The organism is Peptoniphilus faecalis (assembly GCF_012976305.1).
In the GTDB taxonomy this organism is placed as follows: domain Bacteria; phylum Bacillota; class Clostridia; order Tissierellales; family Peptoniphilaceae; genus Peptoniphilus_A; species Peptoniphilus_A faecalis.
On record NZ_JABDSR010000006.1, the window covers coordinates 94,367 to 117,561 of the forward strand.

A 23,195-nucleotide genomic window follows, 5' to 3' on the forward strand; every position below is an offset into this window, starting at 1 on the left:
CCTTTCTATTTTGCTGTAATTTCTATAACTTGGTAATAAGCCCAATGATCTCTATTAAGATCTTTAAATGTGTTCTTTGAATATTTATCTAAGAAAGATTTATTTACCTTTCTGTCTAAAACTTTGTTAAAAATTGTAGCAGCTTCTGCCCTTGTTATTTTATCATTTGGTTTAAATTCATTTTTTGATTTTCCAACCATTATGCCATGACTTGATAGAGTATTTATAGCTTTACTTGCCCAGAAACCTTCCTTTACATCTTTAAAGGATATTGGATTATTTCCTTCTTCTAATTTCAAATAATTTGCCATCATACTTGCAAATTGTGCTCTAGTCATTGCCTCCTTTGGTCTAAAAGTTCCATCAGAATATCCAGAAATTAAACCTTCCTTTTCAACAAAAACTATATTGTCGTAATACCATGTGCCTTCTTCTACATCTTTAAAAGAGCTTGTGTCATTGGCAATTGCCTTGTCGTCAATTATTCTTTTTAAAACTGAAGCAGCCTCAGCTCTTGTTATTTTTTCGTTAGGGGCAAATTTATCCTTAGAGATACCTGCCATATAGGGAAGCCTAATAACCTCGATTGATTTTTGCAACTCTTCTAAAGATTTATTGATTTCTTCTGTAGAAACTTCACTTTTTACAACTACATATTCAGCTGATGCAATTGCCGCACGAATTCTCTTTTCATTTTGATTGCTTGCCTTTGCAGTGGAAAGATTTTTTGCAAAATCTACATAGTCAGTTAATTTTTCAAGAGTTTTTATTGTACTATATAAATCTTTTTCTTCATTATTTTCAGTTACAAGCTCGGTTGATTTTTTAGACTCAACTTTAGGCTTAACGATGTAATCCAAGCTTGCTTCTTTATCCTTAGTTTCAGCAACTATTCTAATTAAAGAACCCTCTTTTAAGTCTAAATTTTCTACTTTGAAATTTCCCTTCTCATCAGAATTAACATTAGCAACAACTTTTTTGTCTATGGCAACTCTAACACTTGCATTTTTTTCAGTATTTCCAACAATTTCGCTTGAATCTTGATATACATCCTTTATTGAAAGAGTTCCATTTTGCGTCTTTGTTGACGACTCTAAATTTTTTTGATCGCTCTTAGTTTCTCCACCCTTGTCCACATAACTTAGAACAAAGGAATTTTTTAAATTTGAACTTGATCCTATATCCTTTTTTATCTTTGTGATAATTTCAAGATTTAATTTATATCCCTTTATAACTGATAGGTCATTTGCATTTATAGTTACAATATTTTGATTTTTCCCCTTTATAGAGGTTTCTCTAATATCTAGTTTACCCTTTGACTCTTCTTCATCTAAAAGTTTTGTACTTTTAACTTCAATTGCACTGTCAAATAAAAGTGTAACAGAGAAGGAAGAATATTTTTCCTTATAATTTTTTGGCAAATTTACAATTAAATTATACTTAAAAGTATCTCCACTCTTCGCCTCAGAAACTGCAGGTTGCTCCAATACAACTTGAATGTCTTCGGCTGCAAAAACATTTACAAAAAGTATAAAGGTCATAACTATGTATAAAAGCATTTTTTTCATAAAATCCCCCTTAATATATTTATTATATCAGTTTATTTAAAATAACTACAAATATTTTAACATAAATGGATAAATTAGAAGATATTTATTATTGCAATATAGTTTATTAATATTTAAATTTAATTATTTTGCAGATTTTTTGAAATAACACCTATAATATAAAAAGCTAAGGGTTTTCCTTGGCTCTTTATATTATAAAAAATTGTCTTAAAATTCTCTCTTTTACAGCTAAACAATACTTTAAAATATTTTATCAAGTAAAAAAGACTTTAGCATCTAAAACACTAAAGTCCCTTTCCTCATTAAAATGGCAAAATTGGTCTTAAATATCTTAACGTAAATATAATTGCCAAGATATACATTACAGGTGATACTTCTTTTCCACGACCTGTTGCTACTTTTAAAATTACATAAGAAATCATCCCAACAGAAATTCCTTCTGCAATTGAGTAAGCAAAGGGCATTGTAACCATTGTCAAAAATGCTGGCACAGATTCTGTGTAATCATCTAATTTTATTTGATTAATTGGGCTAATCATAAAAAGTCCAACCATTACAAGAGCTGCAGATGTCGCTTGTGCTGGTACTATTGAAAAGATTGGGAATAGAAATAGGGATAATAGGAAAAAGAAAGCACATGATAGAGATGTAAGCCCAGTTCTACCACCGTCTGCTACTCCTGATGCAGATTCAACAAAAGTTGTAACTGTACTTGTTCCAAGAAGTGCTCCCACAACTGTACCTATGGCATCAGATAAAAGGGCACGACCAACTCCTGGCAAATTTCCTTCTTCGTCTATTAATCCTGCCTTTGTCGCAACTCCCGTTAAAGTTCCCACTGTATCAAATAAGTCTACGAATAAAAATGTAAACATTATAGAGAACATATCAAAGGTAAATAAATCTCCCCAGTGAAGTTTAAAGGCAACACTTGATATTGATGGTGGAAGTGAGAATAGTAATCCTCCTGGAAGATGAGTAACTCCTAAAATAAGTGCAAGAATTGTTCCCGTTACTATTCCATATAAAAGTGCTCCCTTGACATTTTTAGCTGTCAAAAATGCCATAACCATTAGGGAAACTATAAATACAACTGAAGGTCTTGATGCAATTTCTCCAAGTGAAATTAATGTTGCATCGTTATTTACAATAATTCCTGAAGATATTAAGCCAACTAAAGTTATAAAAAGCCCTATACCAACTGACACTGCATTCTTTAATGACATTGGTATTGATGTAAATATTGCTTCACGAACATTAAATAAACTCATGATTATGAAGATAATACCTTCCAAAAATACCGCAGTAAGTGCGTAAGACCAATCGTGACCCATGCTTAAAACTACTGTGTAAGTAAAGAAAGCATTAAGTCCCATTCCTGCTGAAAGTGCAAAGGGCAAGTTTGCAAATAATCCCATAAAGAGCATTGCAATAATTGACGATAAAATAGTCGCAGTGAAAACTCCACCCTTGTCCATTCCAGTTTCCGATAACATATTTGGATTTACAACTAATATATAGGACATGGTCATAAAAGTTGTAAGTCCTGCCAAAAACTCTGTCTTGACATTTGTCTTTCTCTCAGTAAGAGAAAAAGTCTTTTCTAAAAAACTTGAATTTGTTTCCATTTTTCTTTTTCCTCCTTAATAAATTCAGTTTTTATTCTATCACAAATTAGATTAAATGGCACAAAGATGGTAAACTTTTTATTTTATAAATTTTGAAATTAAAAAGGACTCTTGAAATCAAAAGTCCTTTGAGTCTATTAATATTTAAAAATCTTTTTTCTCCGCTATTATTCTAGCTGCGGCATAAATTATTATAATGAAAATAATTAAAGATAAGGATAAGACTAAGTTGCTGCTTCCTTTAATTATTCCAATAAAAAATCCTGTTGGATCTTTTCCAAACTTATCTAATATAGGAAGAAGCGCAGGCGATGATGTAAACATTGTTCCCACACCACTTGTTTGTCCAAAGTAAAGATAGATTGGAATACTTATAAGGTAATAGGCCATTAAAAATAGCACAATAAAAAATCCTAGGTTAAAGTCCATGCCATTTATTTCAACCTCTTGCATGATGTAAAAAACTAATATTGAATCTATTATAAAAATAATAAGAACCTTTAGAAATTTTACATTTATTAGGTCTCTCCTTGATGCACCAAGTGTCAAAAGGTAAGGCTTGCTCTTGTCCACTATCATTCCTTCGCTGGATATTATATATAAGACATAGTGAATTAGGAGGGCTGACATAAATAATACTGCAAAGGCTTTGTCTGCAAAGAAAGAAAATTCCTCTGAGAAAAGTCCAAGACTTTTTAAAGCAAAAATTATTCCTATAAATATGAAATAAACAATAATAAACTTTTTTCTAATTTTAAAATCATTTAATAAAAGTATTTTCATATTATTTGCCCCTCTCTAATGTTTTTTGTTGAGTATTTATAATCTGCCCATAGGGATAAGACGAAAATTATTACAGAAGCAATTATAAATATTGATTTGTAATCTATTAAATAATCATAATAAGCTCCGTATCCCATTGCGGTAGCTATGCCAAATCCTATTACTAATAGGCCGTAAAATAAAATCACAATTCCTTTTTGGAGTTTTGCGTATAAAATATGACTTAAACTTAGACTCAAAAAGTCTAAAGCAATAAATATATTTAGGTATATATTTAAAATTGATACTTTGACTTCTTGATTGCTAATAATTAATCCAACCCAAAAAATAATAGAGGTAATAAAAAATATTACAAAATTTTTTATTATTTTAGCGATAGAATAGTCTTCTATGGAAACTGGCATAGTAATAAATTTTTCAAAATCATTAAATTTATCCCCAAAGATAATTTGAGTTCTCATGATAAATATCATAGTAAATGCCCACTGAATAAAGAATCTGTTGAAGACTTCTCCAGTAAAAAAGAAACCTATTGCCTGTATAGCTCCAACAAAAATTGTCATGGGGAGTGCAATCTTTTTTATAACTTTAAAATCATTGTATAAAACTGTTTTCATTGTCCACCTCTTGATAAAAATATCATTATGTCCTCCACACTTACTTTATCAACAACTTCATTTGGATAAAATTCTTTAAAGACTTCAACATTTTTTATGAGAGCTTCTGTGGAATATTTATTTTTCCTCGTCTTTAAAATAAAATCGCCGTATTTTTCTAAATTTTCTTCAGAAGTTTTTAAGATTCCATACTTTTCTATAAGGCTATCCTTCTCATCGTATAAGATTACTCTTCCATCGTGAATGTAAATTATATAGTCGGCAATTTTTTCTATGTCAGACAAGATATGAGAAGAAAATAAAATTGTCCTGTCGTCATCTTTCATGTAGTCGAATAAAAATCCAATAATTTCATCGCGAATAACTGGATCAAGCCCAGAAGTTGGCTCGTCTAAAATTAATAATTCTGGCTTGTGACAAATTGCAGAAATTATTTTTAACTTCATCAAGTTACCTGTAGAAAGTTCACTTAATTTTTTATTCCTTGGCATCTTAAATTTATCTGCACAGTCATAAAACATCTCTTCATCAAAATTTTTGTAGGCAACTTTTAAAATATCAAGAACATCTTTTACTTTGAAGCTTTCGTTGAAAAAAGAATTTGACAAAACTGCCCCAATTTTTTCAAAAGATTCCTTGTGGATCTTTTCTCCAAAAACTTTTATATCGCCATCATATTGATATAAATCTAAAATACATTTTAAAAGAGTTGTTTTGCCTGCACCATTTTCGCCAATAAGTCCAATAACGGCACCCTCTGGTATGTCCAAACTGTCAATATTTAGTTCAAAATCCTTAAAATCTTTTTTTAAATTTTTTATCTCTATACTTTTCATAATATGTCCACCTCATTTAAGGTCTTTAAAATTTCTTGTAACTCATCTAAACTTATTCCTGCAACTTTTGCAATAGTCATGGCATCAGTAAAATGTTTTTCAATTTCAGCCATGGCATTTTCTCTTACAACTTCTTCATTTAATTTTTTTACAAAGGAACCCTTCCCTGGCATAGAATAAATATAGCCCTCTTGCTCCAAGTCGTTGTAAGCACGTTTTGTAGTTATAACAGAAACCTTTAAATCGCTGGCAAGAGTTCTCATCCCTGGAAGAGGTGCATCAGCATGTAAATCTCCCGATACAATTTGCGCCTTGATTTGATTTTTTATTTGCTCATAAATTGGAAGACCACTGTCATTTGAAATAATTATTTTCATATCATCACCGAATTTCTTAATATCTGCTGTATATATTTTATATTTACAGTATATATCTTATAAATATCTTTGTCAATAAAAATTGTAAAAAAATAACTGCCCATTAGGACAGTTTTTAAACTAAATTAAATATAAAAATCCCATATACACTGCTGTTCCCAGTGCAATGGACAAGAAAAAGTTTTTAATAAATTTAAAACTTAAAATTATCACTGCAAAGGATGTTGCAACAGGTATTACTTCTGTTGGGTTTAAAAAATTAACTTTTCTAATACAAAATACGAGGAGAAGTCCCATTAATGCATAGGGAAGCTTTTCTCCAAGATATTCAATAAAGGTTGTTAATTTTTTCTTTCTAAAAATTATTCCAGGAAGAAATCTAGCCATCACAGTTATTAAACCTGCGATAAAAATATATTTAAGCATTTTTATTTCCTCCCCCTCTTTTCTTAAAGTCAATGTATAAAAAAATTAGGATTATAATCATTGCGGGGAGAATAAAATTTTCTCCAAAGATAATTAATGAAAATACCGAAGCCACAACTCCAATAATAGCAGGAAAGTGGTCAGTCGTTTGATTCCATTGACTTAAATATATTACTAAAAATAAAGCCGTAAGTATAAAATCTATTCCTAGAATTTCTGTCTTTACAAAATTTCCTAGGACTCCTCCAAGTGTCGTAGCCAAAAACCAGTATGCTTGAAGTAAAATTATTATGGAAAAATAAAAATCTTCTTCTTTCATGTCATCGGGTACAGGCACGCCCATTATCATTGAATAAGCTTCATCACAAAGAGCATAATTTGAATAAATTCTCTTTCCTTCGCTCATACCTCTAAACTTTATAAGGCAAGTAAGTGCATAAAAGAAATGTCTAATATTCATCATTGCAACAATTAAAACAAAAGAAAGTAAATTCATACCTGCATACATTGCCTCAACTACAACAAATTGAATTGATCCTGAGAAAATCACAACAGAAGTAAGTGGAGCAACCCATGGTGCATATCCCTTTGATGAAGTGAATATCCCAAAAGAAATTCCTATAAATAAAAAAGAAATAAATATTGGAATAGTATAGGGAAAGGTCTTTTTTAAATTTTTAATCATCTTTTCACCCCTTAAAGTTTTTTAGAATTATAACATATTTAAAAAATAATATAAATATAAAACCCCGAGAGCAATCGAGGTTTTCTAAATTTATTTATTTATTTATTTTCTTCAAAGGTTCCAAATACTATGGGCAATTTATCTCTTAACATAATCCTACCCTTTGCAATTACTGTATCAATATCTAATGTTTCTTCGTCAAGCAAATTAATATCAGCATCAAATCCTTTTTTTATATTTCCCTTATTATTTAGTGCTAAAATCCTTGCAGGATTTGATGTTATTCCTCGAAGTGCAATTTCAAGTGGTATGTCTTCTTTAAATACACATTCTTTTATTGCTTCTAAAAGACAGCTTGATTTTCCCATGCCAAGTCCAATATATTCATTTTTTTCGTTAAACATCGGAAAGCTTCCCTGTCCATCAGATGTAAATGTGAAATTATCTATGGATATTTTTTCTTCGATTATTCTCTTAATTGCCTTCGATATTCTAACTTCTCCATACTCTCTTTCCCACAAATCAGGGTCATCCGTTCCAGTAAAGTCACAATATCCACCGCGTTTCATGTACTTTATACTTTCTTCAAAAAGCTCCTTATTTCTGCCACAATGTGTTGGCAAAAATTGTGTAATTGGAAGTTCAGTTTCATCTACTGCTCTATTTAAATAATCTAAGTTTTTCTTTCCATCTCCCATGTGGATATTTATTATTCCAGCTTTTCCTGAAAGCATGCCAGCCACTCTCACATTTGCAGCAAGTCTAATAAATTCTTCGAAAGTTGGTTGTGATGATCTGTGATCTGAAAGTGCAATTTCTCCTGCTCCTATTATCTTATCAATTGACATTATATCCTTCAAATAAAAAGTTTAGAAAACCAAAACCATTAAAGTCCTCTGTACCCCATACAGTTGCAGTTTTATTTAATTTAACTGAAGTGTCATAGAAACTTTCTCCATAAATTTCATATAAAGTATCATCTGTTAGTCCAACTTCAGCTAAACTTTCTACCGTCCAAGAATCTGCTGGCTCTTGTAACAGTAGAGCAAAACCATCTTCGTCAATTTCATGTTCTTCTAGAGCTTCTTTATCTTCAAATAACTTACTTAAATTTTCAGATAAAAATTTTTTGTCTAATGGATGCATGTATCTAAATGTTTCAGTTTGCAGTACAGTTCTTGAACTAATTTCTCCCTTTGCATTTTCATATTCAACTTCATGAGTTGAAAACTTACCAGCAGGAATTAAAAAAGTAAGAATCCAAGATAAAACTACCACGAAAAATATAATTGCATATGTATGTGGAGTTTTAAACTTTGTTAAATCTCTCTTTTTCATAATTATCTTTCCTTTCATAATTCAATAATTAACCCCTAAATTTATTATACATTTTTCTATGCTAAAACTATTTTAATTTAGTTCAATTGTTATTTAAGTAAAAAAGTCTAAAAATTATTCTTCTTTTATGTTTTCAAATACAGATTTTTCCCAAAGGCTTTCATCTTTAACATGATTAAAAAATATAAAGACTCCAAAAAATATAATTGAGCTTAAAGTTGTAAATAAAAATCCTTTTAAATCATAATGTTGTCCCGAAAAAATATCCTTGGAAATATCTGTAGTAAATAATAATGCCAAATTGTTGTTTAAGTAGTGTAGCATAACAGGAGCCCAAATAGATTTTGTCCTATTATAGGCATAAGTTAAAAATATTCCAAAAAATGTACAAAATACAATTTGTCCAAGTATTGAATAAATCTGCGATGCTAACTGTCCATCGGAATAGTAGAAAAGATTAAGTGGTAAATGCCATATACCCCAAATAAAGCCTGTGAGCAAAATAGATTTCTTGTATCCATAAATTTCTTTTAGTCTTGGTGCTAGATATGCCCTCCAACCATATTCTTCTCCTATAAAAGGCATGATATTAAAAAAAGAAAAAATAAAAATTGAAACAAGCAATTTTACACTTTTAATGTTTAAAATTTTTATTATCTCTCTTGTTTCTCCCTGTAATATACATCCCAAAAATAATCTTAGCAAATAAATAATTATAAAAACTAGACAAATTAACAATGTTGTTTTTTTATTTGGATTGTCTAAAGATAATTTTCTTTTAAGATTTTTATCCATAGTTGAAATACCTATAATCATTGGGATCGCAGATATCAAGATTACAAAATCTGAAAAGCTTGTAGCAAAATTAGAATAAAAAATATTTATTATTGAAAATGCAAATAAAATAAAACTTGTAATTATGTAAATTTTAATGGCAGAATTTTTTAAAATACTTTTATCTTCACTGTGTAATAAGGCAATTACACCAAGAAAGGGCATAAACATTTGAAATAGCGGATAAATATTTGTATTTATATTGTTCAATTTGCAGTAATAAATTGCCAAGCCCATTATATATGGAAGAATAAATGATACACAAATATAAATTTTTAAATCTTTTTTCATAAATTTCTCAAACTCCTTTATCTAAAGTGTATATGTTTTATATCTACACTTTAACCTCGTGTATTTATTTTGTCAATAGCTTTATAAAAATAATTTGTAATATATGAATTTTTTCCCTTGTTTCTTTACACTTGTTAACAAAAAGTAATAATTATAATTATTGTGCCAATTTAATTAATTTATATATTGACTTTTTCTAGGTTTTATGATATCTATAAGGCGTGAAATGTAGCTACACTCACAATTATACTTTTTATATTTATAATGTTTTTTATTTTAGGAGTTTACTATGAAAAAACAAATTAAATTAATAGCTTCAACTTTAGTGTTTACAACATTATTGACAGCTAATACTTTCGCAATAACTAATAAGTTGGAAAACGAAAGTATTCGTGATTATAATAAAGTAAATACATTTTACTTTAAAGATAATGCTAAACCCATGAATAATCCTTTTTTCTATGAAACCGAAGAAGATTCCTTGGGTTTATCAAGGAAGTCGAAAAATAAGCCAAAGAGAGGCTTCAAATCAAAATTTTATTTATTCAATTGTTTCAGGCTTTGTTGGTATTGGTGGTCTAGTTCCAGGATTTACAATGACAATACTTGGAAAAATTAATAATGTTGGAGAAGCTGGAACCGTAGAATTTTGGAAATCTGAAAGAAGACAATACAAAACTTCTAAAATAACTGGTAAAAGGCAGTTAAATTCAAGATGGGAATTGTATCGTATGCGTTTAACAAATACTGATGGTGAAGTATTAAGTGATACAACTCGTTCTTTTAAAACCTACTAAATTGTTAGTAGAAAGGAAAATCTAATGACATTATATAAAAGACTAGATATAATCTTAGAAAAAAACATAAAAAAATTTTATACTAAAATAGACATAAATGGAGGTATTTTTCTAGTAGTAAAAAATCTTACCAAAATGTTTATTTTTTCTATTATTTTTTCTATTATTTTTTTAATTATATCTAAGTTTAAAAATTCAAATTATTTTTTAGGAATTAATATAATTAGCACTTCTAAATCTTTTTTAAGTGTTTCTATATTTTCACTTATTTTTAATTTTTGTATATTTATCTTTCAAAAAATTAAAAAATAAAATAAAAAAGCCGACAAAATTTTAAGTTGACCTCTTAAATTCACTGTCGGCTTTTCATTATAAACTTTATTTAATGATAATTTATTTATCTTTTTTAAATCTTACTTTCTTTTGGATTTCTCCTGCTAAAAGTGGTATTACTGCTGAGCCAAGTACTACTGCAATTTCTCTTGGTCCTAAATCCATTAGTCCAAAGGCATCGTTTAACACTGGTACATAGATTACTACTAGCATCAATAAGAAAGAAAATACTGTTGCCATTACTAATTTTTTATTTGTAAATACTCCAATTTCAAAAACAGTTTTGTCGATTGATCTTGCCGTATAGGATCTAAGAAGTTCACAAATTATTAGTGTGGAAAATGCCATCGTCCTTGCGTGGTGAAGTCCTTCACCCATTCCATACCATTTTAAGCCAATAAAATATGCAAGAAGCGTTGCAACTGTTATTGCAATCGATTGAATTGCGACTGTTATTTTTATTTCTGTGTCGAGGATTGGTTCGTCAGGGTCGCGCGGTTTTTCCTTCATTATATCGGCTTCTCCCTTTTCAACTCCAAGAGCTAGAGCTGGGAAAGAGTCTGTTACAAGATTAAGCCAAAGAAGTTGAATTGGAATAAGTGGAACTGGCAAGTTCATCAAAATAGAAATCAAAACTATTAAAACTTCTCCCAAGTTACACGAAAGTAAATATGCTACAAATTTTTTTATATTGGAATAAATAATTCTTCCTTCTTCAACTGCATTTACAATAGTTGCGAAATTGTCATCTGTCAAAATTACTTCTGCTGTGTTTTTAGCGACATCTGTCCCCGTAATTCCCATTGCAATGCCAATATCTGCCTTTTTAATTGCTGGTGCGTCATTTACGCCATCACCTGTCATAGCTGTTATATGTCCATTTTCTTTCAATGCCGTTACTATTTGAACTTTATTTTCTGGAGAAACTCTCGTAAAGACAGATTTTTTCTTTACTATTTCTCGAAGTTCTGTTTCAGACATTTCATTTAATTCTCTGCCCATTATTGCTTCATCATCTGATTTTGCAATACCAAGGTCCTTGGCAATTGCAAGACCTGTTTCAAGATAATCGCCTGTTATCATAATTGGTCTTATGCCCGCACTTTTACATTCTTTTATTGCATCCTTAACTTCTGGCCTTGATGGGTCTATCATTCCAGTAAGTCCAACAAAGACCATATCCTTTTCAACAATTTCAGATGTGAGTTTACTTGGAAGGGTTTTGTGTTTTCTGTAAGCATAACCTAGACATCTTAGAGCTGACCTTGCAAATTCTGAATTTTTATCTAAAACTTCTTTTTTAAGTTTTTCGTCTAGTTCTACTTCTTTTCCACCAATTAAAATTTTACTACATCTATCTAAGACTACATCAGGTGCACCCTTTGTGAAAGATGCAATTTCGTCAAAAATTTTGTCGTGAAAAGTTGTCATCATTTTTCTATCAGAATCAAAGGGAATTTCCTCTAGCCTATCAAATTTTTTATAAAGATTTTCTAATCCATTTCCTGCTTTTTCTGCAAAAGTAAGAAGTGCACCTTCAGTTGGATCTCCTGTAATGGAAGCTTCGCCGTCCTTTACCTTTAATTTTGCATCATTAGTAAGAGCTGCAATTGATGATAAAATTTTTAAGTTTTCATCATCGTCTATTGTAATTACTTCTTCTTTTTTAGTTACATCTCCTTCTGGGACATAACCAGTTCCTGAAACATCATAAACATTTTCATCGGTAAAAACTTTTACAACTGTCATTTCATTTTGCGTTAGAGTGCCAGTTTTGTCGGAACAAATTACTGTTGTTGTTCCAAGAGTTTCAACTGCCAAAAGTTTTTTGACAATTGCATTTTTTTCTGCCATCTTGCCCATACCAATTGAAAGTACAATTGTCACTATGGCAGGTAAGCCTTCAGGCACAGCTGCCACTGCAAGTGAAATTGCTGTCATAAACATGTCCAGTGGATCGTGTTTATATAAAAGTCCAACAGCCATTACAACTGCACAAATCACTATTACTAAAATTCCAAGAGTTTTTGAAAGCTTTGCAAGTTTTCTTTGTAGCGGAGTTTGTTCTTCTCCTACTGTTGCAATTGAAGTTGCAATCTTGCCAATCTCTGTATTGTGTCCAGTTTCAATAACTACTCCCATTCCCCTGCCATAAGTTACAATAGTTGATGAGTAAGCTAAGTTTTCTCTATCACCAATTTCCATTTTGCCACTATATTCTGCGTCATAATGTTTTTCTACAGCAACGGATTCTCCCGTAAGTGATGATTCATCGATTTTTAAATTTGATGATTCAATTAGCCTTAAATCTGCTGGGACAATATCTCCTGTTTCAAGGACAATAATATCTCCTGGAACTAATTTATTTGAATCAACTTCTTCATCTTCGCCATCTCTTATTACCTTTGCCTTTGGTGAAGACATCTTTTGTAGTGCTTCAATGGCTTCTTCTGCTTTTCCCTCTTGATAAATTGAAAGAAAGGCATTTACAATTACAATTGCAATGATAATTCCAGCATCAAGGGCTTCTCCTACAAAAACAGATACAATTGCTGCTGCAATTAAAATAATTATCATTGGGTCTAGGATTTGCTCCTTTAGCTTTTCTCCAAAGGATTTTTTCTTTTCTGCCTCAAGTGCATTTTCTCCATACTCTTGCAATCTGTTTTGAGCTTCTTCATGAGATAGTCCCTTCTCTTTTGTTGTCGAGAGATTTTTCAAGGTCTCATCTGGCGACTGATTATACCAATTTTTTTCCATAATTCCTCCTTATAATTTCATATAAAATAAAAAAAGAGACCGATTGTTACATCGGTCTCACATACTTAATACTAAGCTTTCCAGCCGGGCAATGCCGTAATGACGACTGAAAATTTAAAAGTTACTCCCCTAAGTGAATAAATTATATCAAATTATTTTGCCTAAAACAATCTAAGTTAATATTACCCAAAAATATTCTCTTAAATTATTTTTTTGGAACAATCTTTTCCTTTCCGCCCATATACATTTGAAGTGGTTTTGGAATTTTTACACTGCCATCTTCTTGTAAAAGATTTTCTAAGAAGGCAATTAACATTCTTGGCGGTGCAACAACTGTGTTGTTCAAAGTATGTGCAAGATATGTTCCATTTTTACCACGAAGTTTAATATTAAGTCTTCTTGCTTGTGCATCTCCAAGATTTGAACAAGATCCAACTTCAAAGTATTTATTTTGTCTTGGAGAGAAGGCTTCAACGTCAAGAGATTTTACCTTTAAATCTGCCAAGTCGCCAGAACAACATTCAAGAGTTCTTACAGGAATTTCTAATGAACGGAAGAAGTCCACTGTATTTTGCCATAATTTTACAAACCAATCCTTTGAATCTTCGGGCTTGCAAATTACAACCATCTCTTGCTTTTCAAATTGGTGAATTCTATAAACTCCTCTTTCTTCTATTCCATGAGCTCCAACTTCTTTTCTAAAACATGGAGAATAAGAAGTTAATGCAAGGGGCATATCTTCTTCTGGAGTAATTGTATTAATAAATTTACCAATCATTGAGTGTTCTGATGTACCAATTAGATAAAGGTCTTCTCCTTCAATCTTATACATCATATTTTCCATTTCAGCAAAACTCATTACACCAGTAACAACATCTGAACGAATCATAAATGGTGGAATGTGATATTCAAATCCACGATCAATCATAAAATCTCTTGCATAGGATAAAATTGCAGAGTGAAGTCTTGCAATATCGCCCTTTAAATAATAAAATCCTGCTCCTGATGTATTTCTAGCTGAATCTAAATCAATTCCATCAAAGGTTTCCATGATATCAACATGATAGGGTACTTCGTAATCCGGTATAACTGGTTCACCAAATCTTTCGATTTCCACATTTTCACTGTCGTCTTTTCCTATTGGCACTGAATCATCAATCATTTGTGGAATAATTTGCATCCTTTTTTTAAGTTCTTCGCCAAGATCTCTTTCAGCTGCTTCTAATTCTGTGATTTCTTTATTTATTTCAGCAACTCTTTTTTTAGCTTCTTCGGCTTTATCCTTTTCACCCTTTTGTATAAAGCTTCCTATTTCTTTTGAAGTTTGATTTTTTTCTGCACGAAGATTGTCTCCCTTAGTTTTTGCTTCTCTAAGTTCTTCGTCGATTTTTATAACTTCATCAACTAGTGGAAGTTTCTCATCTTGGAATTTCTTTTTGATGTTTTCCTTAACTGCTTCTGGGTTTTCTCTTACAAATTTAATGTCTAACATAAATCCTCCCTTAAAATAAAAAAAAGCCCCTCAATCCCTAAAGGGACGAGAGACCCGCGTTGCCACCCTAATTAACCAAATGGTTCACTTAAAAATTCATAGACTATGAGGTGGATTCACTTTAAATGTTTACAGATTTGCACCTACCACCTGCTCTCTAAAAAACTTTTTAAAATTACTATTCTCAATTATCGCCTTTTTTAGTTTTTAATATTATACCACAAGGAAAAATAAGTTCAAGTCTTTAGCGTGTAAAGTAAAGTCAACTAATTAAATAATACTATGTTAAAAGATTATTAATCAAAATATTTCTTTGTAAATAAAAATAATCGTTGATATTTTGAACCTAGTTATAAATCCTAACATTTACAATATCATACAACCTTGTAAAATTAAATATTTAAAACAACTAATTATCATAAAAGGTTATGGTAAAATTAAAACATTTCCATTGTCATATATTTAATTTTTAGTTCATCTATTGTTTTTTATATATTTTATTAAGGCAATTATTGCCAATATTATAAGGACAAAAACTGCAACAAAAAATCCAAAACCTATTATTAAACTTATTATAGATTTAGACACACAAGCCATAATAATCCCCCTTTTATTTTATTATATCATAGAATAATTTTTCAATTTCTTACAAATTATTATTTAAGATAAAATTTTTTCTTTTTGTTATAATATGCTAGAGGTGATGAAATGAGAAAGTTTTTACTTTCACAAGGCGTTTCAGAAGATCTACTCAATGGAGTGGATGAATTTATAGAAAAACATGAATTAAATGAAGAATATAGATATAGAATTCCAAAAATTAAATATAAATATTATGGCAAAAAAACTTGGGAGAAGGCAATCGCAGCAATTTTATCTGGCGATAACATCCTTCTATCTGGACCAAAGGCAACGGGCAAAAATGTTTTAGCAGAAAATCTTGCCTATCTTTTTAAGAGACCTCTTTGGACGATTTCTCTAAACATTACATCAGACCCTTCAAGTCTTATTGGTTCTGATACTTTTAAAAATAATGAAGTTATCCTAAAAAAAGGACCAGTCTACGAAGCCGCAGAACAAGGTGGCTTTGCAGTATTTGACGAAATAAATATGGCAAAAAACGAAGCACTCTCTGTTGTGCATTCAACTCTTGATTACAGGAGAGTTATCGATGTTTCTGGTTATGGAAGACTAAACTTAAATGATGCAACGAGATTTATAGCAACAATGAATTACGGTTACATTGGCACTCGTGATTTAAACGAAGCCTTGGTATCAAGGTTTTTGGTAATTGATATGCCAACAATAGCAGAAAGCGATTTGGAAAAATTATTTAAAGAAAATACAAATTTAAATAAAAATGCAATAAAAATTTTCACAAAATTATTTTTGGACTTGCAAGAGAAATCCCTTAACTCAGAAATTTCTTCAAAGGCAATTGATCTTCGCGGACTCCTTTCTAGCATTGAACTTATGAATAAAGGATTAGGCATTAGAGATTCCCTTGAACTTGGAATTGTAGATAAAACCTTTGACTCCTACGAGAGAGAAATCGTTACAGATGTAATAGACACTCTCTTTATAAAAAATATTGAAAGAGCTGATTTATTTGAAGGATAAAAATAGACTAAAAAATATATTTTGGACTGTTTCAGATCTTTATAACTTCGATATTTTTAAATTCTCGCTAAAACCAGAGGACTCCTACGAAGCTGCAATCCTTGGCTATGCGTCGAAATATTTTTATTTTTATACAATTGATGACTTTTTCAAAAGATATATAAATAATTTAAACAATAAAAAAGATTTATGGGAAATTTCAAAACTAATTATTGAAAATATTTTTTCACATGAAATGATTTTAGAAAGACCTGGCACTTTGGATTTCAAAAAATCTCACGATGAAGAAATTTTAAAACACTTGAATAGACAAAAAATAATTTTAACAACAGAGTTAAAAATTGGATACATTAGAAAAGAAAGAGGAAAATTCCCAAAGGTTCAAAAAGTTTTAGAAGAAATGCTAGATGAAATTTATGCTTTTAAAAGCTTAGACACCTTCCAATATTTAGAATTTTTAAAATATTTATTTGAAAAGTATTTTCACATTAATAAAAATCTTCCTCATGATATTGACGAAAGTTATGAGGACTTTAAAAGGGAAGCAAAGTCCAACTCCTCATCAAATAAAAATCGCCCTTACAATAGAAAAAAATTTGTAGACAACACTTTTCTAGAAAGATACAATATTGAATCTGCTGAATTTACTTTTTTTAACGATGATTACAGAGATATAAATGTAAAAGAAGACAATTTTAAAAATAATTTTGGCGACCAAAATATTTACGAAGCACTAGAAAAACACTATGGCATAGAAAAAATAAAAAGGCATGTTGCCGATAAAATTGCTTCAAAAATCGCAACAGACATTCACAGTGATATTAAAATTTATTTTCCCAGTGGCGAATTTAAAAATAAAAATTCTTATTTTGCCAAAGAAGAAAAAAATAATTATCTAGACAATTTAAAGTTTTACGAAGACAACAAAGTCCAAAATCAACGTGCAGCTCGTGAACTTTCAAGCATAATAAAAAATTCTCTACTGAGAGAATCTGAAGATGAAACAGTAAAATCAAAGGAAGGAAACATTATTGCCTCTGAAATTTGGAAGTCAAAGGCACTTAACGAGTATAAGATTTTTAGTAAAATAAATCACAAGGATTCCAACGAAATTTTTGTCGACATCCTGCTTGACTCCTCTGCATCCCAAAACAAAAGAAAAGAAATTGTAGCAACAGAAAGCTACATTATTGCAGAAGCTCTAACAAACTTGAATATTAAAACTAGAGTTTTTTCTTATAATAATTTTTACAATTACCTCGTCATAAAAAAATATAGAGATTACAATGACCCTCAAACTAAAAACATGAACATCTTCAAGTATTCACCCAGTGGCTCTAACCGAGATGGCCTTGCAATAAAATTCATGCGACATTTAATTTCAAAAAATTATGATTCAAGGAGATTTTTAATAATTTTAACTGATGGGCTTCCCTTTGATGAAATTGACATAGGAGTTGTGGGTACATCAAAAATTCCCGGCGAAAATTATAAAGATGACGAAGCAGTCATGGACACATCAAAGGAAGTTCTCTTGACAAGATTAATGGGCATAAATACCTTTGGAGTATTCACTGGCGAAGAATCGGAGAGCTTAAACATCAAAAAAATTTATGGCAACGACTACGCTTATATTACTAATATCGCAAGATTTCATAAAGTCGTTGGCATATTTTTAAAAACTTACGCAAATAAAATAGAGTAGGCTTCATAATGATGCCTACTCTATTTTATTTGCTATATTAAATCCTGCCATGACTAAAATTATTGAATAAATCAATTTTAATAGTAGACTCCCCTCTCTACCAATCCTAGAAAGTAAAATTGACATTAGTCCAAAGATAATTACATTTAAAATAATAACAAAAAATTTTTCCATTTTTCTATATTGACAAAAACTTTCTACTTATTCATAAAATGTTTACAAGCTTTTTCTATCCTATCTAGACCTTCAACAATGTCTTCATAACTACTTGCATAGGAAAGTCTTACAAAGCCTTCTCCTGCTGTTCCAAATACATTACCTGGAACTAGTGCAACACATAATTCGTCAAGTAAATACTTGCAAAATTCTTCTGCACTAACTCCAACTCCCTTGATGTTAATAAAAGCATAAAAAGCCCCGTCAGGATTATTTAAGCTAAGCCCATCTATTGAATTAACTTTTTCAACAATATAATCACGCCTTCTCTTGTATTCTTTCAACATTTTTTGTGCACCTTCTTGCCCTTCTTTTAGAGCAACGATACCTGCATGTTGCACAAAGGATGTTGCACAAGATGTATTGTGTTGGTGAATAATATTTAAAACTCTAATATATTCCTCTGGTGCTGCAATATATGCAAGACGAAAACCAGTCATAGAATATGTTTTTGAAAAACCATTAATAGTAATAGTTCTTTCTTTCATTTCATCAAAGGATGCTATAGAATAGTGCTTCTTAGTTCCGTAGACAATTTTTTCATAAATTTCATCAGAAATTACTAAAATATCTTTCCTTTTTGCAAAATCAGCAAGATTTTCTAAAGTTTCCTTTGAAAGCATAGATCCAATTGGATTTGATGGCGTGATAATTACAATTGCCTTAGTTTTTTCTGTAACAAGTTCTTCTAACTCATCAAAATCAATTTGAAAATCATTTTCTTCTGACAAACTATATCTAACTGGCACTGCATTCATGATATGAGCCGTATTTACATAATTTGGCCAACATGGATTTGGAATTAGGATTTCGTCTCCTTCTTCTAAAATTAATGAATAAGTGTCAAAAATTGCTTCAGATGCACCTGCCGTTATTAGAATTTCCTTTGCAGAATAATCTAAATTATTATCCTCTCTTAATTTTTCAGCAACAGCTTCTCTCAGTGGCATAATTCCAAAATTTGAAGTATAAAAAACATCTCCCCTTTCAATGCTTTTTATAGTTGCATCCTTTATAACCTTTGGAGTATCAAAATCAGGTCTGCCAACTTCAAAATGGTAGATCTTTTTTCCTTCTCTTTCCATTTCAAGAGTTTTTTCGTTAATTTTTCTAATTCCAGATGGCTCTACATTACTAAATTTACTACAAATAAAATCCCTCATAGCTTCCTCCTTAAGAATTGATTATTTTTTCAATTACGCTACCTTCCACATTGCCACCTGTGATGATTAAAACTAATTTGTCTCTTTCATCGTATTTTATTTTCCCTTCTAAAATTGCTCCAAGTCCAATAGCAGAAGACGGCTCAACAATTAATTTTTCTTTATTATACAACAAATCCAAAGCTTTTTTAATACTTTTATCTTCACAAGTTACAACATCATCAACCAAATCTCTTACAATAGGAAAAACACTTTCTCCAGGTTTAACTGATAACAATCCATCGGCGAGAGTCTCGCCTCTATTAACTTCAGTTGGCTTCCCTTCCTTTAAAGAATTTGTATATCTTGCTACATTTTCTGGCTCGACACCAATTACCTTTGCCCATCTAGTTACTCCCTTAGTGTACATAGCTATTCCGGAAATAAGTCCGCCGCCTCCAATAGGCACGATCATCTTCAAGTGATCCATTTTATTTAAAATTTCAACAGCAATAGTACCTTGACCTTCAGCAACATCTAAATCATCAAAGGGATGAATAAAAGTCATTCCTTCCCTTTCAGAAATTTCCTTTGCAACAATAAATCTTTTTTCCACAGTTGAAATAACAATTTCAGCACCAAGATCTCTTATCATCTGTCTCTTTATATCAGTAGAAGTATCTGGAAGAACAATTTTTGCAGGAATCCCTAGCATCTTTGCACAAGTCGCTATTGCCTTACCATGATTGCCACTAGAAGCAGTAACAACTCCCCTTTGTAACTCTTCATGCGAAAGTTTCCTAATTTTATTTAACGCACCTCTGATTTTAAAAGAATTTGTTCTTTGCATATTTTCTAACTTTGCATAAACACTTGTGCCTAAAATTTCAGAAATATAATCAAGCCTTACAAGAGGTGTATCATACACATAATCTCTTATTCGCTCTCTCGCCTTAATAGTTTCTTTATATCCATTTCTGTAGTCCATTTTTTCTCCTTTGTAAAACACCTTAAATTCAATACTCTTTATTAAATTATAATATTCTACAGTAAATTTGTAAAATATAAGTGCCTTTATAAATTACATTAATAAAAAGGTCTCCAAGGAGACCTAAAGCTTTTTGAAAGAATAAAATATTAATTCTCATTCAAGAAGTTTAATGCAATTACACACATAAGAGCAGCGCCTCTATATAATATATCTTCATTTAGATAGAATTTTTTGCTATGAAGAGGATAATTCTTTTCTCCTTCTTTTCCAATTCCTACCCAATAGAAAGCTCCTTTAATTTTTTGAAGATAAAAAGCAAAATCTTCTGCTGTCATTGCTGGTTTATCAATTTCTAAAAGCGAATCTTCTCCAAATAAATCAACTACACTTTTCTTCACTAATTTCACAGAATTTTTTTCATTCATAACAGCTGGATATCCAAACCCATAATTGTATTCACAATTTCCATGATTAACTTCAGCAATTGCTCTAGCAAGATTTCCCATATCTTTAAAAATTCTCGTTCTATCTTCCTTTGAAAAAGTTCTACAAGTACCATCTATCAAAGCTTCTTCAGCCATTACATTATATCTAGTTCCTGCAATAAATCTTCCAACAGTTAAAACTACGGAATTCATTGGATCAGTATTTCTTGAAATTAAAGTCTGCATAGCATTTATAAATTGGGAACCCATTACTATAGCATCGACACCTTCGTGAGGTTTTGCTGCGTGAGATGATGCTCCAATAAATTTTATTGTAAAGTGATCAGAATTTGCCATCATGGCTCCTTCTTTTATTGCAATTTTCCCAAAGGGCAGATCTGGCCAAACGTGAGATCCAAAAATAGCGTCGACATCATTTAATAAACCTGATTCTAAAATTTTTGGTGCACCACCAATTGGCGATAACTCTTCTGCCGGTTGAAATACAAGTTTCACCTTTCCCTTTATTTTATCTTTATTTTCATTTAACAATTTTGCAGCACCTAGAAGAAAAGTCATATGTGAATCATGACCACAAGAATGCATTACATTTTTATTTTTGGATTTAAAGCTTATATCTCTTTCTTCTTCCATTTCAAGAGCATCCATATCGGCTCTTAATGCAACAACTTTACCAGGTTCAGAACCAGTAATTTCTGCGATAATGCCATGTCCCCCTACCTCACTAATATAGGGAATATTAAACTTGTCAAGATATTTCATAATTATCTTTGAAGTTTCTACTTCATTTTGTGAGGTTTCAGCATTCATATGAAGTTCTCTCCGAATATCCACTAAAAGTTTTTGATTTTCTTCTGACTTTTTTAAAATATTTTTCATCTTAATCCATCCTTGGTTTAGATCCATCAAGTATTGGTGAAATAAATTTTTCTCCACGCACCTTTATAAATTCTTCTTTTGCTTTTTTAACAAGTTCAGGATTTTCAATGAAGCTAATAGCTGCCCTTGCCATTACATCAGCAGCCTTTAGCATTCCTTTCATTGCTATAGAAGATTTTCCTTGAGCTACTTCTTGCCATGAATGAGCAGCCGTTCCAATAGCAAAGCAAGCTGTAATTACTTGTGCTGTTGGCACTACATTAGAGCAATCTCCAACATCTGAAGAACCCATTACTATTTCGTTGGAATGTTTGTAATCTAAAATTTTGTCATATAATATATTTTCTTTTAGATAATTTAATTCAGCATTTTTGTCCTCAGCAAAGCCAATTGTATTTTCGCTTTCAATATTCTCTTGAGGATAAGTTTCTCTAAACTTTCTTGCATAATTTATTTCTTCTTCTGTAAATTCAACTGGTCCTTCTTCCAAAAAAGCTTTATAAAGTTCTTCTTCGATTACAGGATTTGGAATTACATTGGAACAAGCTTTGTCAAAAATTATTTCTGGTTCAGTTTCAGTCATAAGACCTGCACCTTCAACAATTTTTTCAAATCTTTCGTAAAGTCTATTTACATGTTCGGTATTTTTTGACCTGATTAGGTATAATCCTTCTGCATAGGGTTGAACTACATTTGGGGACGCAGAACCTGGATCAACTATTGAATAGTGAATTCTCTCAAAACTTTGCATATGTTCTCTTAAAAATTGAACTCCAATATTTACAAGTTCAAGTCCATCAAGGGCAGATCTTCCAAGATGAGGTGATGCTGCCGCATGAGCTCCCTTACCTCTAAATCTAACATACACTTGTTTGTTAGCTTGTAGCGAACCAGTAAATATTGCATTCCCAGTGAAAGGATGCCATGTAATTGCAATGTCAAGAGCATCGAAACAACCAGCCTTTGCCATAAATGCTTTTCCACTTCCACCTTCTTCAGCTGGACAACCAAAGTAAATTACTTTTGCCTTAAAATTGTTTTCTTCTATATAATCTTTAATTTTTAAGGAAGCACCAATAGATGCCGTTCCCAAAAGATGATGACCACAGCCGTGACCACATTCTCCCTTTACTTTTTCTTTTCTCTCAGCCAAGTCTTCAACTTGAGAAAGACCAGATAATGCGTCAAATTCTCCCAAAAGTCCAATGCTTATTCCGCCTTCATCGCCAAATTCTGCACTAAAAGCAGTTGGCAAATCAGCCAAATTTTCTTTTATTTTAAATCCATGTTTTTTTAAAATTTCTTTTTGAGCTTCAACAGATCTATATTCTTTCCACTTAATTTCCGCAAATTCCCAAATGTTTTTAGCGAGTTTAATAAGCTCGTCGTTATATTTATCCATATCATTCTCCTTAAAATTTTACTAGTCCA

The 23,195-nt window shown here is 30.9% G+C and carries 21 protein-coding genes and 1 other annotated feature; of the genes, 3 read left to right on the top strand and 18 right to left on the bottom strand.

Annotated elements, in window-relative coordinates:
• Positions 1–5: 5 nt before the first annotated feature.
• The 11 genes from HKO22_RS05390 to HKO22_RS05440 form a co-directional block, all read right to left on the bottom strand.
• Complete coding sequence (locus HKO22_RS05390; protein ID WP_169969089.1) at positions 6–1,568, bottom strand: S-layer homology domain-containing protein; 1,563 nt, start codon at positions 1,566–1,568, stop codon at positions 6–8.
• 302 nt (positions 1,569–1,870) lie between these two features.
• A complete protein-coding gene (locus tag HKO22_RS05395) occupies positions 1,871–3,196 on the bottom strand; it encodes an NCS2 family permease (protein WP_075660236.1) in 1,326 nt (441 codons plus the stop codon).
• A gap of 144 nt (positions 3,197–3,340) precedes the next feature.
• Positions 3,341–3,979, bottom strand: a complete 639-nt coding sequence (locus tag HKO22_RS05400; protein ID WP_169969091.1) for an ABC-2 transporter permease — start codon at positions 3,977–3,979, stop codon at positions 3,341–3,343.
• Positions 3,976–4,596 carry an ABC-2 transporter permease gene (locus HKO22_RS05405; RefSeq protein WP_169969093.1) on the bottom strand — a complete coding sequence of 207 codons (621 nt, stop codon included), beginning with the start codon at positions 4,594–4,596 and terminating at the stop codon, positions 3,976–3,978. Before HKO22_RS05405 ends, HKO22_RS05400 begins: the two co-directional genes overlap by 4 nt.
• Positions 4,593–5,432 carry an ABC transporter ATP-binding protein gene (locus tag HKO22_RS05410; protein ID WP_169969095.1) on the bottom strand — a complete coding sequence of 280 codons (840 nt, stop codon included), beginning with the start codon at positions 5,430–5,432 and terminating at the stop codon, positions 4,593–4,595. Before HKO22_RS05410 ends, HKO22_RS05405 begins: the two co-directional genes overlap by 4 nt.
• A complete protein-coding gene (locus tag HKO22_RS05415) occupies positions 5,429–5,809 on the bottom strand; it encodes a GntR family transcriptional regulator (RefSeq protein WP_075660232.1) in 381 nt (126 codons plus the stop codon). Before HKO22_RS05415 ends, HKO22_RS05410 begins: the two co-directional genes overlap by 4 nt.
• A gap of 120 nt (positions 5,810–5,929) precedes the next feature.
• On the bottom strand, positions 5,930–6,235 hold the full coding sequence (locus tag HKO22_RS05420) for a branched-chain amino acid transporter permease (RefSeq protein WP_075660231.1): 306 nt from the start codon (positions 6,233–6,235) through the stop codon (positions 5,930–5,932).
• Positions 6,228–6,920: an AzlC family ABC transporter permease gene (locus tag HKO22_RS05425; RefSeq protein WP_169969097.1), complete on the bottom strand. Its 693-nt coding sequence runs from the start codon at positions 6,918–6,920 to the stop codon at positions 6,228–6,230. Before HKO22_RS05425 ends, HKO22_RS05420 begins: the two co-directional genes overlap by 8 nt.
• A 98-nt stretch (positions 6,921–7,018) precedes the next feature.
• Positions 7,019–7,768, bottom strand: a complete 750-nt coding sequence (locus HKO22_RS05430; protein ID WP_268935711.1) for an amidohydrolase family protein — start codon at positions 7,766–7,768, stop codon at positions 7,019–7,021.
• Positions 7,758–8,258, bottom strand: a complete 501-nt coding sequence (locus tag HKO22_RS05435) for a hypothetical protein (RefSeq protein ID WP_211660213.1) — start codon at positions 8,256–8,258, stop codon at positions 7,758–7,760. Before HKO22_RS05435 ends, HKO22_RS05430 begins: the two co-directional genes overlap by 11 nt.
• A gap of 114 nt (positions 8,259–8,372) precedes the next feature.
• Positions 8,373–9,383: a CPBP family intramembrane glutamic endopeptidase gene (locus HKO22_RS05440; protein ID WP_169969099.1), complete on the bottom strand. Its 1,011-nt coding sequence runs from the start codon at positions 9,381–9,383 to the stop codon at positions 8,373–8,375.
• 461 nt (positions 9,384–9,844) lie between these two features.
• On the opposite strand from HKO22_RS05440, the gene HKO22_RS05445 reads away from it, so the two are divergent.
• Positions 9,845–10,180: a hypothetical protein gene (locus tag HKO22_RS05445; protein ID WP_169969101.1), complete on the top strand. Its 336-nt coding sequence runs from the start codon at positions 9,845–9,847 to the stop codon at positions 10,178–10,180.
• Between the two features lie 393 nt (positions 10,181–10,573).
• Here HKO22_RS05445 and HKO22_RS05450 read toward each other — a convergent pair whose 3' ends face one another.
• The 3 genes from HKO22_RS05450 to HKO22_RS10990 all read right to left on the bottom strand — a co-directional run bounded on the left by HKO22_RS05450 (position 10,574) and on the right by HKO22_RS10990 (position 15,362).
• Positions 10,574–13,273, bottom strand: coding sequence for a calcium-translocating P-type ATPase, PMCA-type (locus tag HKO22_RS05450; protein ID WP_169969111.1), 2,700 nt, complete (start codon positions 13,271–13,273; stop codon positions 10,574–10,576).
• 205 nt (positions 13,274–13,478) lie between these two features.
• Entirely contained in the window at positions 13,479–14,765 is a 1,287-nt protein-coding gene (gene serS / locus HKO22_RS05455; protein ID WP_075660225.1) for a serine--tRNA ligase, read from the bottom strand.
• A gap of 38 nt (positions 14,766–14,803) precedes the next feature.
• Positions 14,804–14,966, bottom strand: a binding site (T-box leader).
• Positions 14,967–15,239: 273 nt separating this feature from the next.
• On the bottom strand, positions 15,240–15,362 hold the full coding sequence (locus HKO22_RS10990) for a hypothetical protein (protein ID WP_268875154.1): 123 nt from the start codon (positions 15,360–15,362) through the stop codon (positions 15,240–15,242).
• 111 nt (positions 15,363–15,473) lie between these two features.
• Here HKO22_RS10990 and HKO22_RS05460 point away from each other — a divergent pair, with 111 nt between their 5' ends.
• The gene (locus HKO22_RS05460; protein WP_075660224.1) at positions 15,474–16,385 is read left to right on the top strand and encodes an AAA family ATPase; all 912 of its coding nucleotides are present in this window, start codon (positions 15,474–15,476) and stop codon (positions 16,383–16,385) included.
• Positions 16,375–18,090 (top strand): hypothetical protein, encoded by a 1,716-nt coding sequence (locus HKO22_RS05465; RefSeq protein WP_169969113.1) that lies wholly within the window; start codon positions 16,375–16,377, stop codon positions 18,088–18,090. The genes HKO22_RS05460 and HKO22_RS05465 overlap by 11 nt, the downstream gene beginning before the upstream one ends.
• Positions 18,091–18,287: 197 nt before the next feature.
• Here HKO22_RS05465 and HKO22_RS05470 read toward each other — a convergent pair whose 3' ends face one another.
• The 4 genes from HKO22_RS05470 to HKO22_RS05485 all read right to left on the bottom strand — a co-directional run bounded on the left by HKO22_RS05470 (position 18,288) and on the right by HKO22_RS05485 (position 23,166).
• Entirely contained in the window at positions 18,288–19,469 is a 1,182-nt protein-coding gene (locus tag HKO22_RS05470) for a pyridoxal phosphate-dependent aminotransferase (RefSeq protein ID WP_169969115.1), read from the bottom strand.
• 10 nt (positions 19,470–19,479) lie between these two features.
• Positions 19,480–20,436 (bottom strand): threonine ammonia-lyase, encoded by a 957-nt coding sequence (locus tag HKO22_RS05475; RefSeq protein ID WP_169969117.1) that lies wholly within the window; start codon positions 20,434–20,436, stop codon positions 19,480–19,482.
• Positions 20,437–20,585: 149 nt separating this feature from the next.
• Positions 20,586–21,764, bottom strand: coding sequence for a M20 metallopeptidase family protein (locus HKO22_RS05480; RefSeq protein ID WP_169969119.1), 1,179 nt, complete (start codon positions 21,762–21,764; stop codon positions 20,586–20,588).
• 1 nt (position 21,765) lies between these two features.
• Positions 21,766–23,166, bottom strand: a complete 1,401-nt coding sequence (locus HKO22_RS05485; RefSeq protein ID WP_169969121.1) for an amidohydrolase — start codon at positions 23,164–23,166, stop codon at positions 21,766–21,768.
• Between the last annotated feature and the right edge of the window lie 29 nt (positions 23,167–23,195).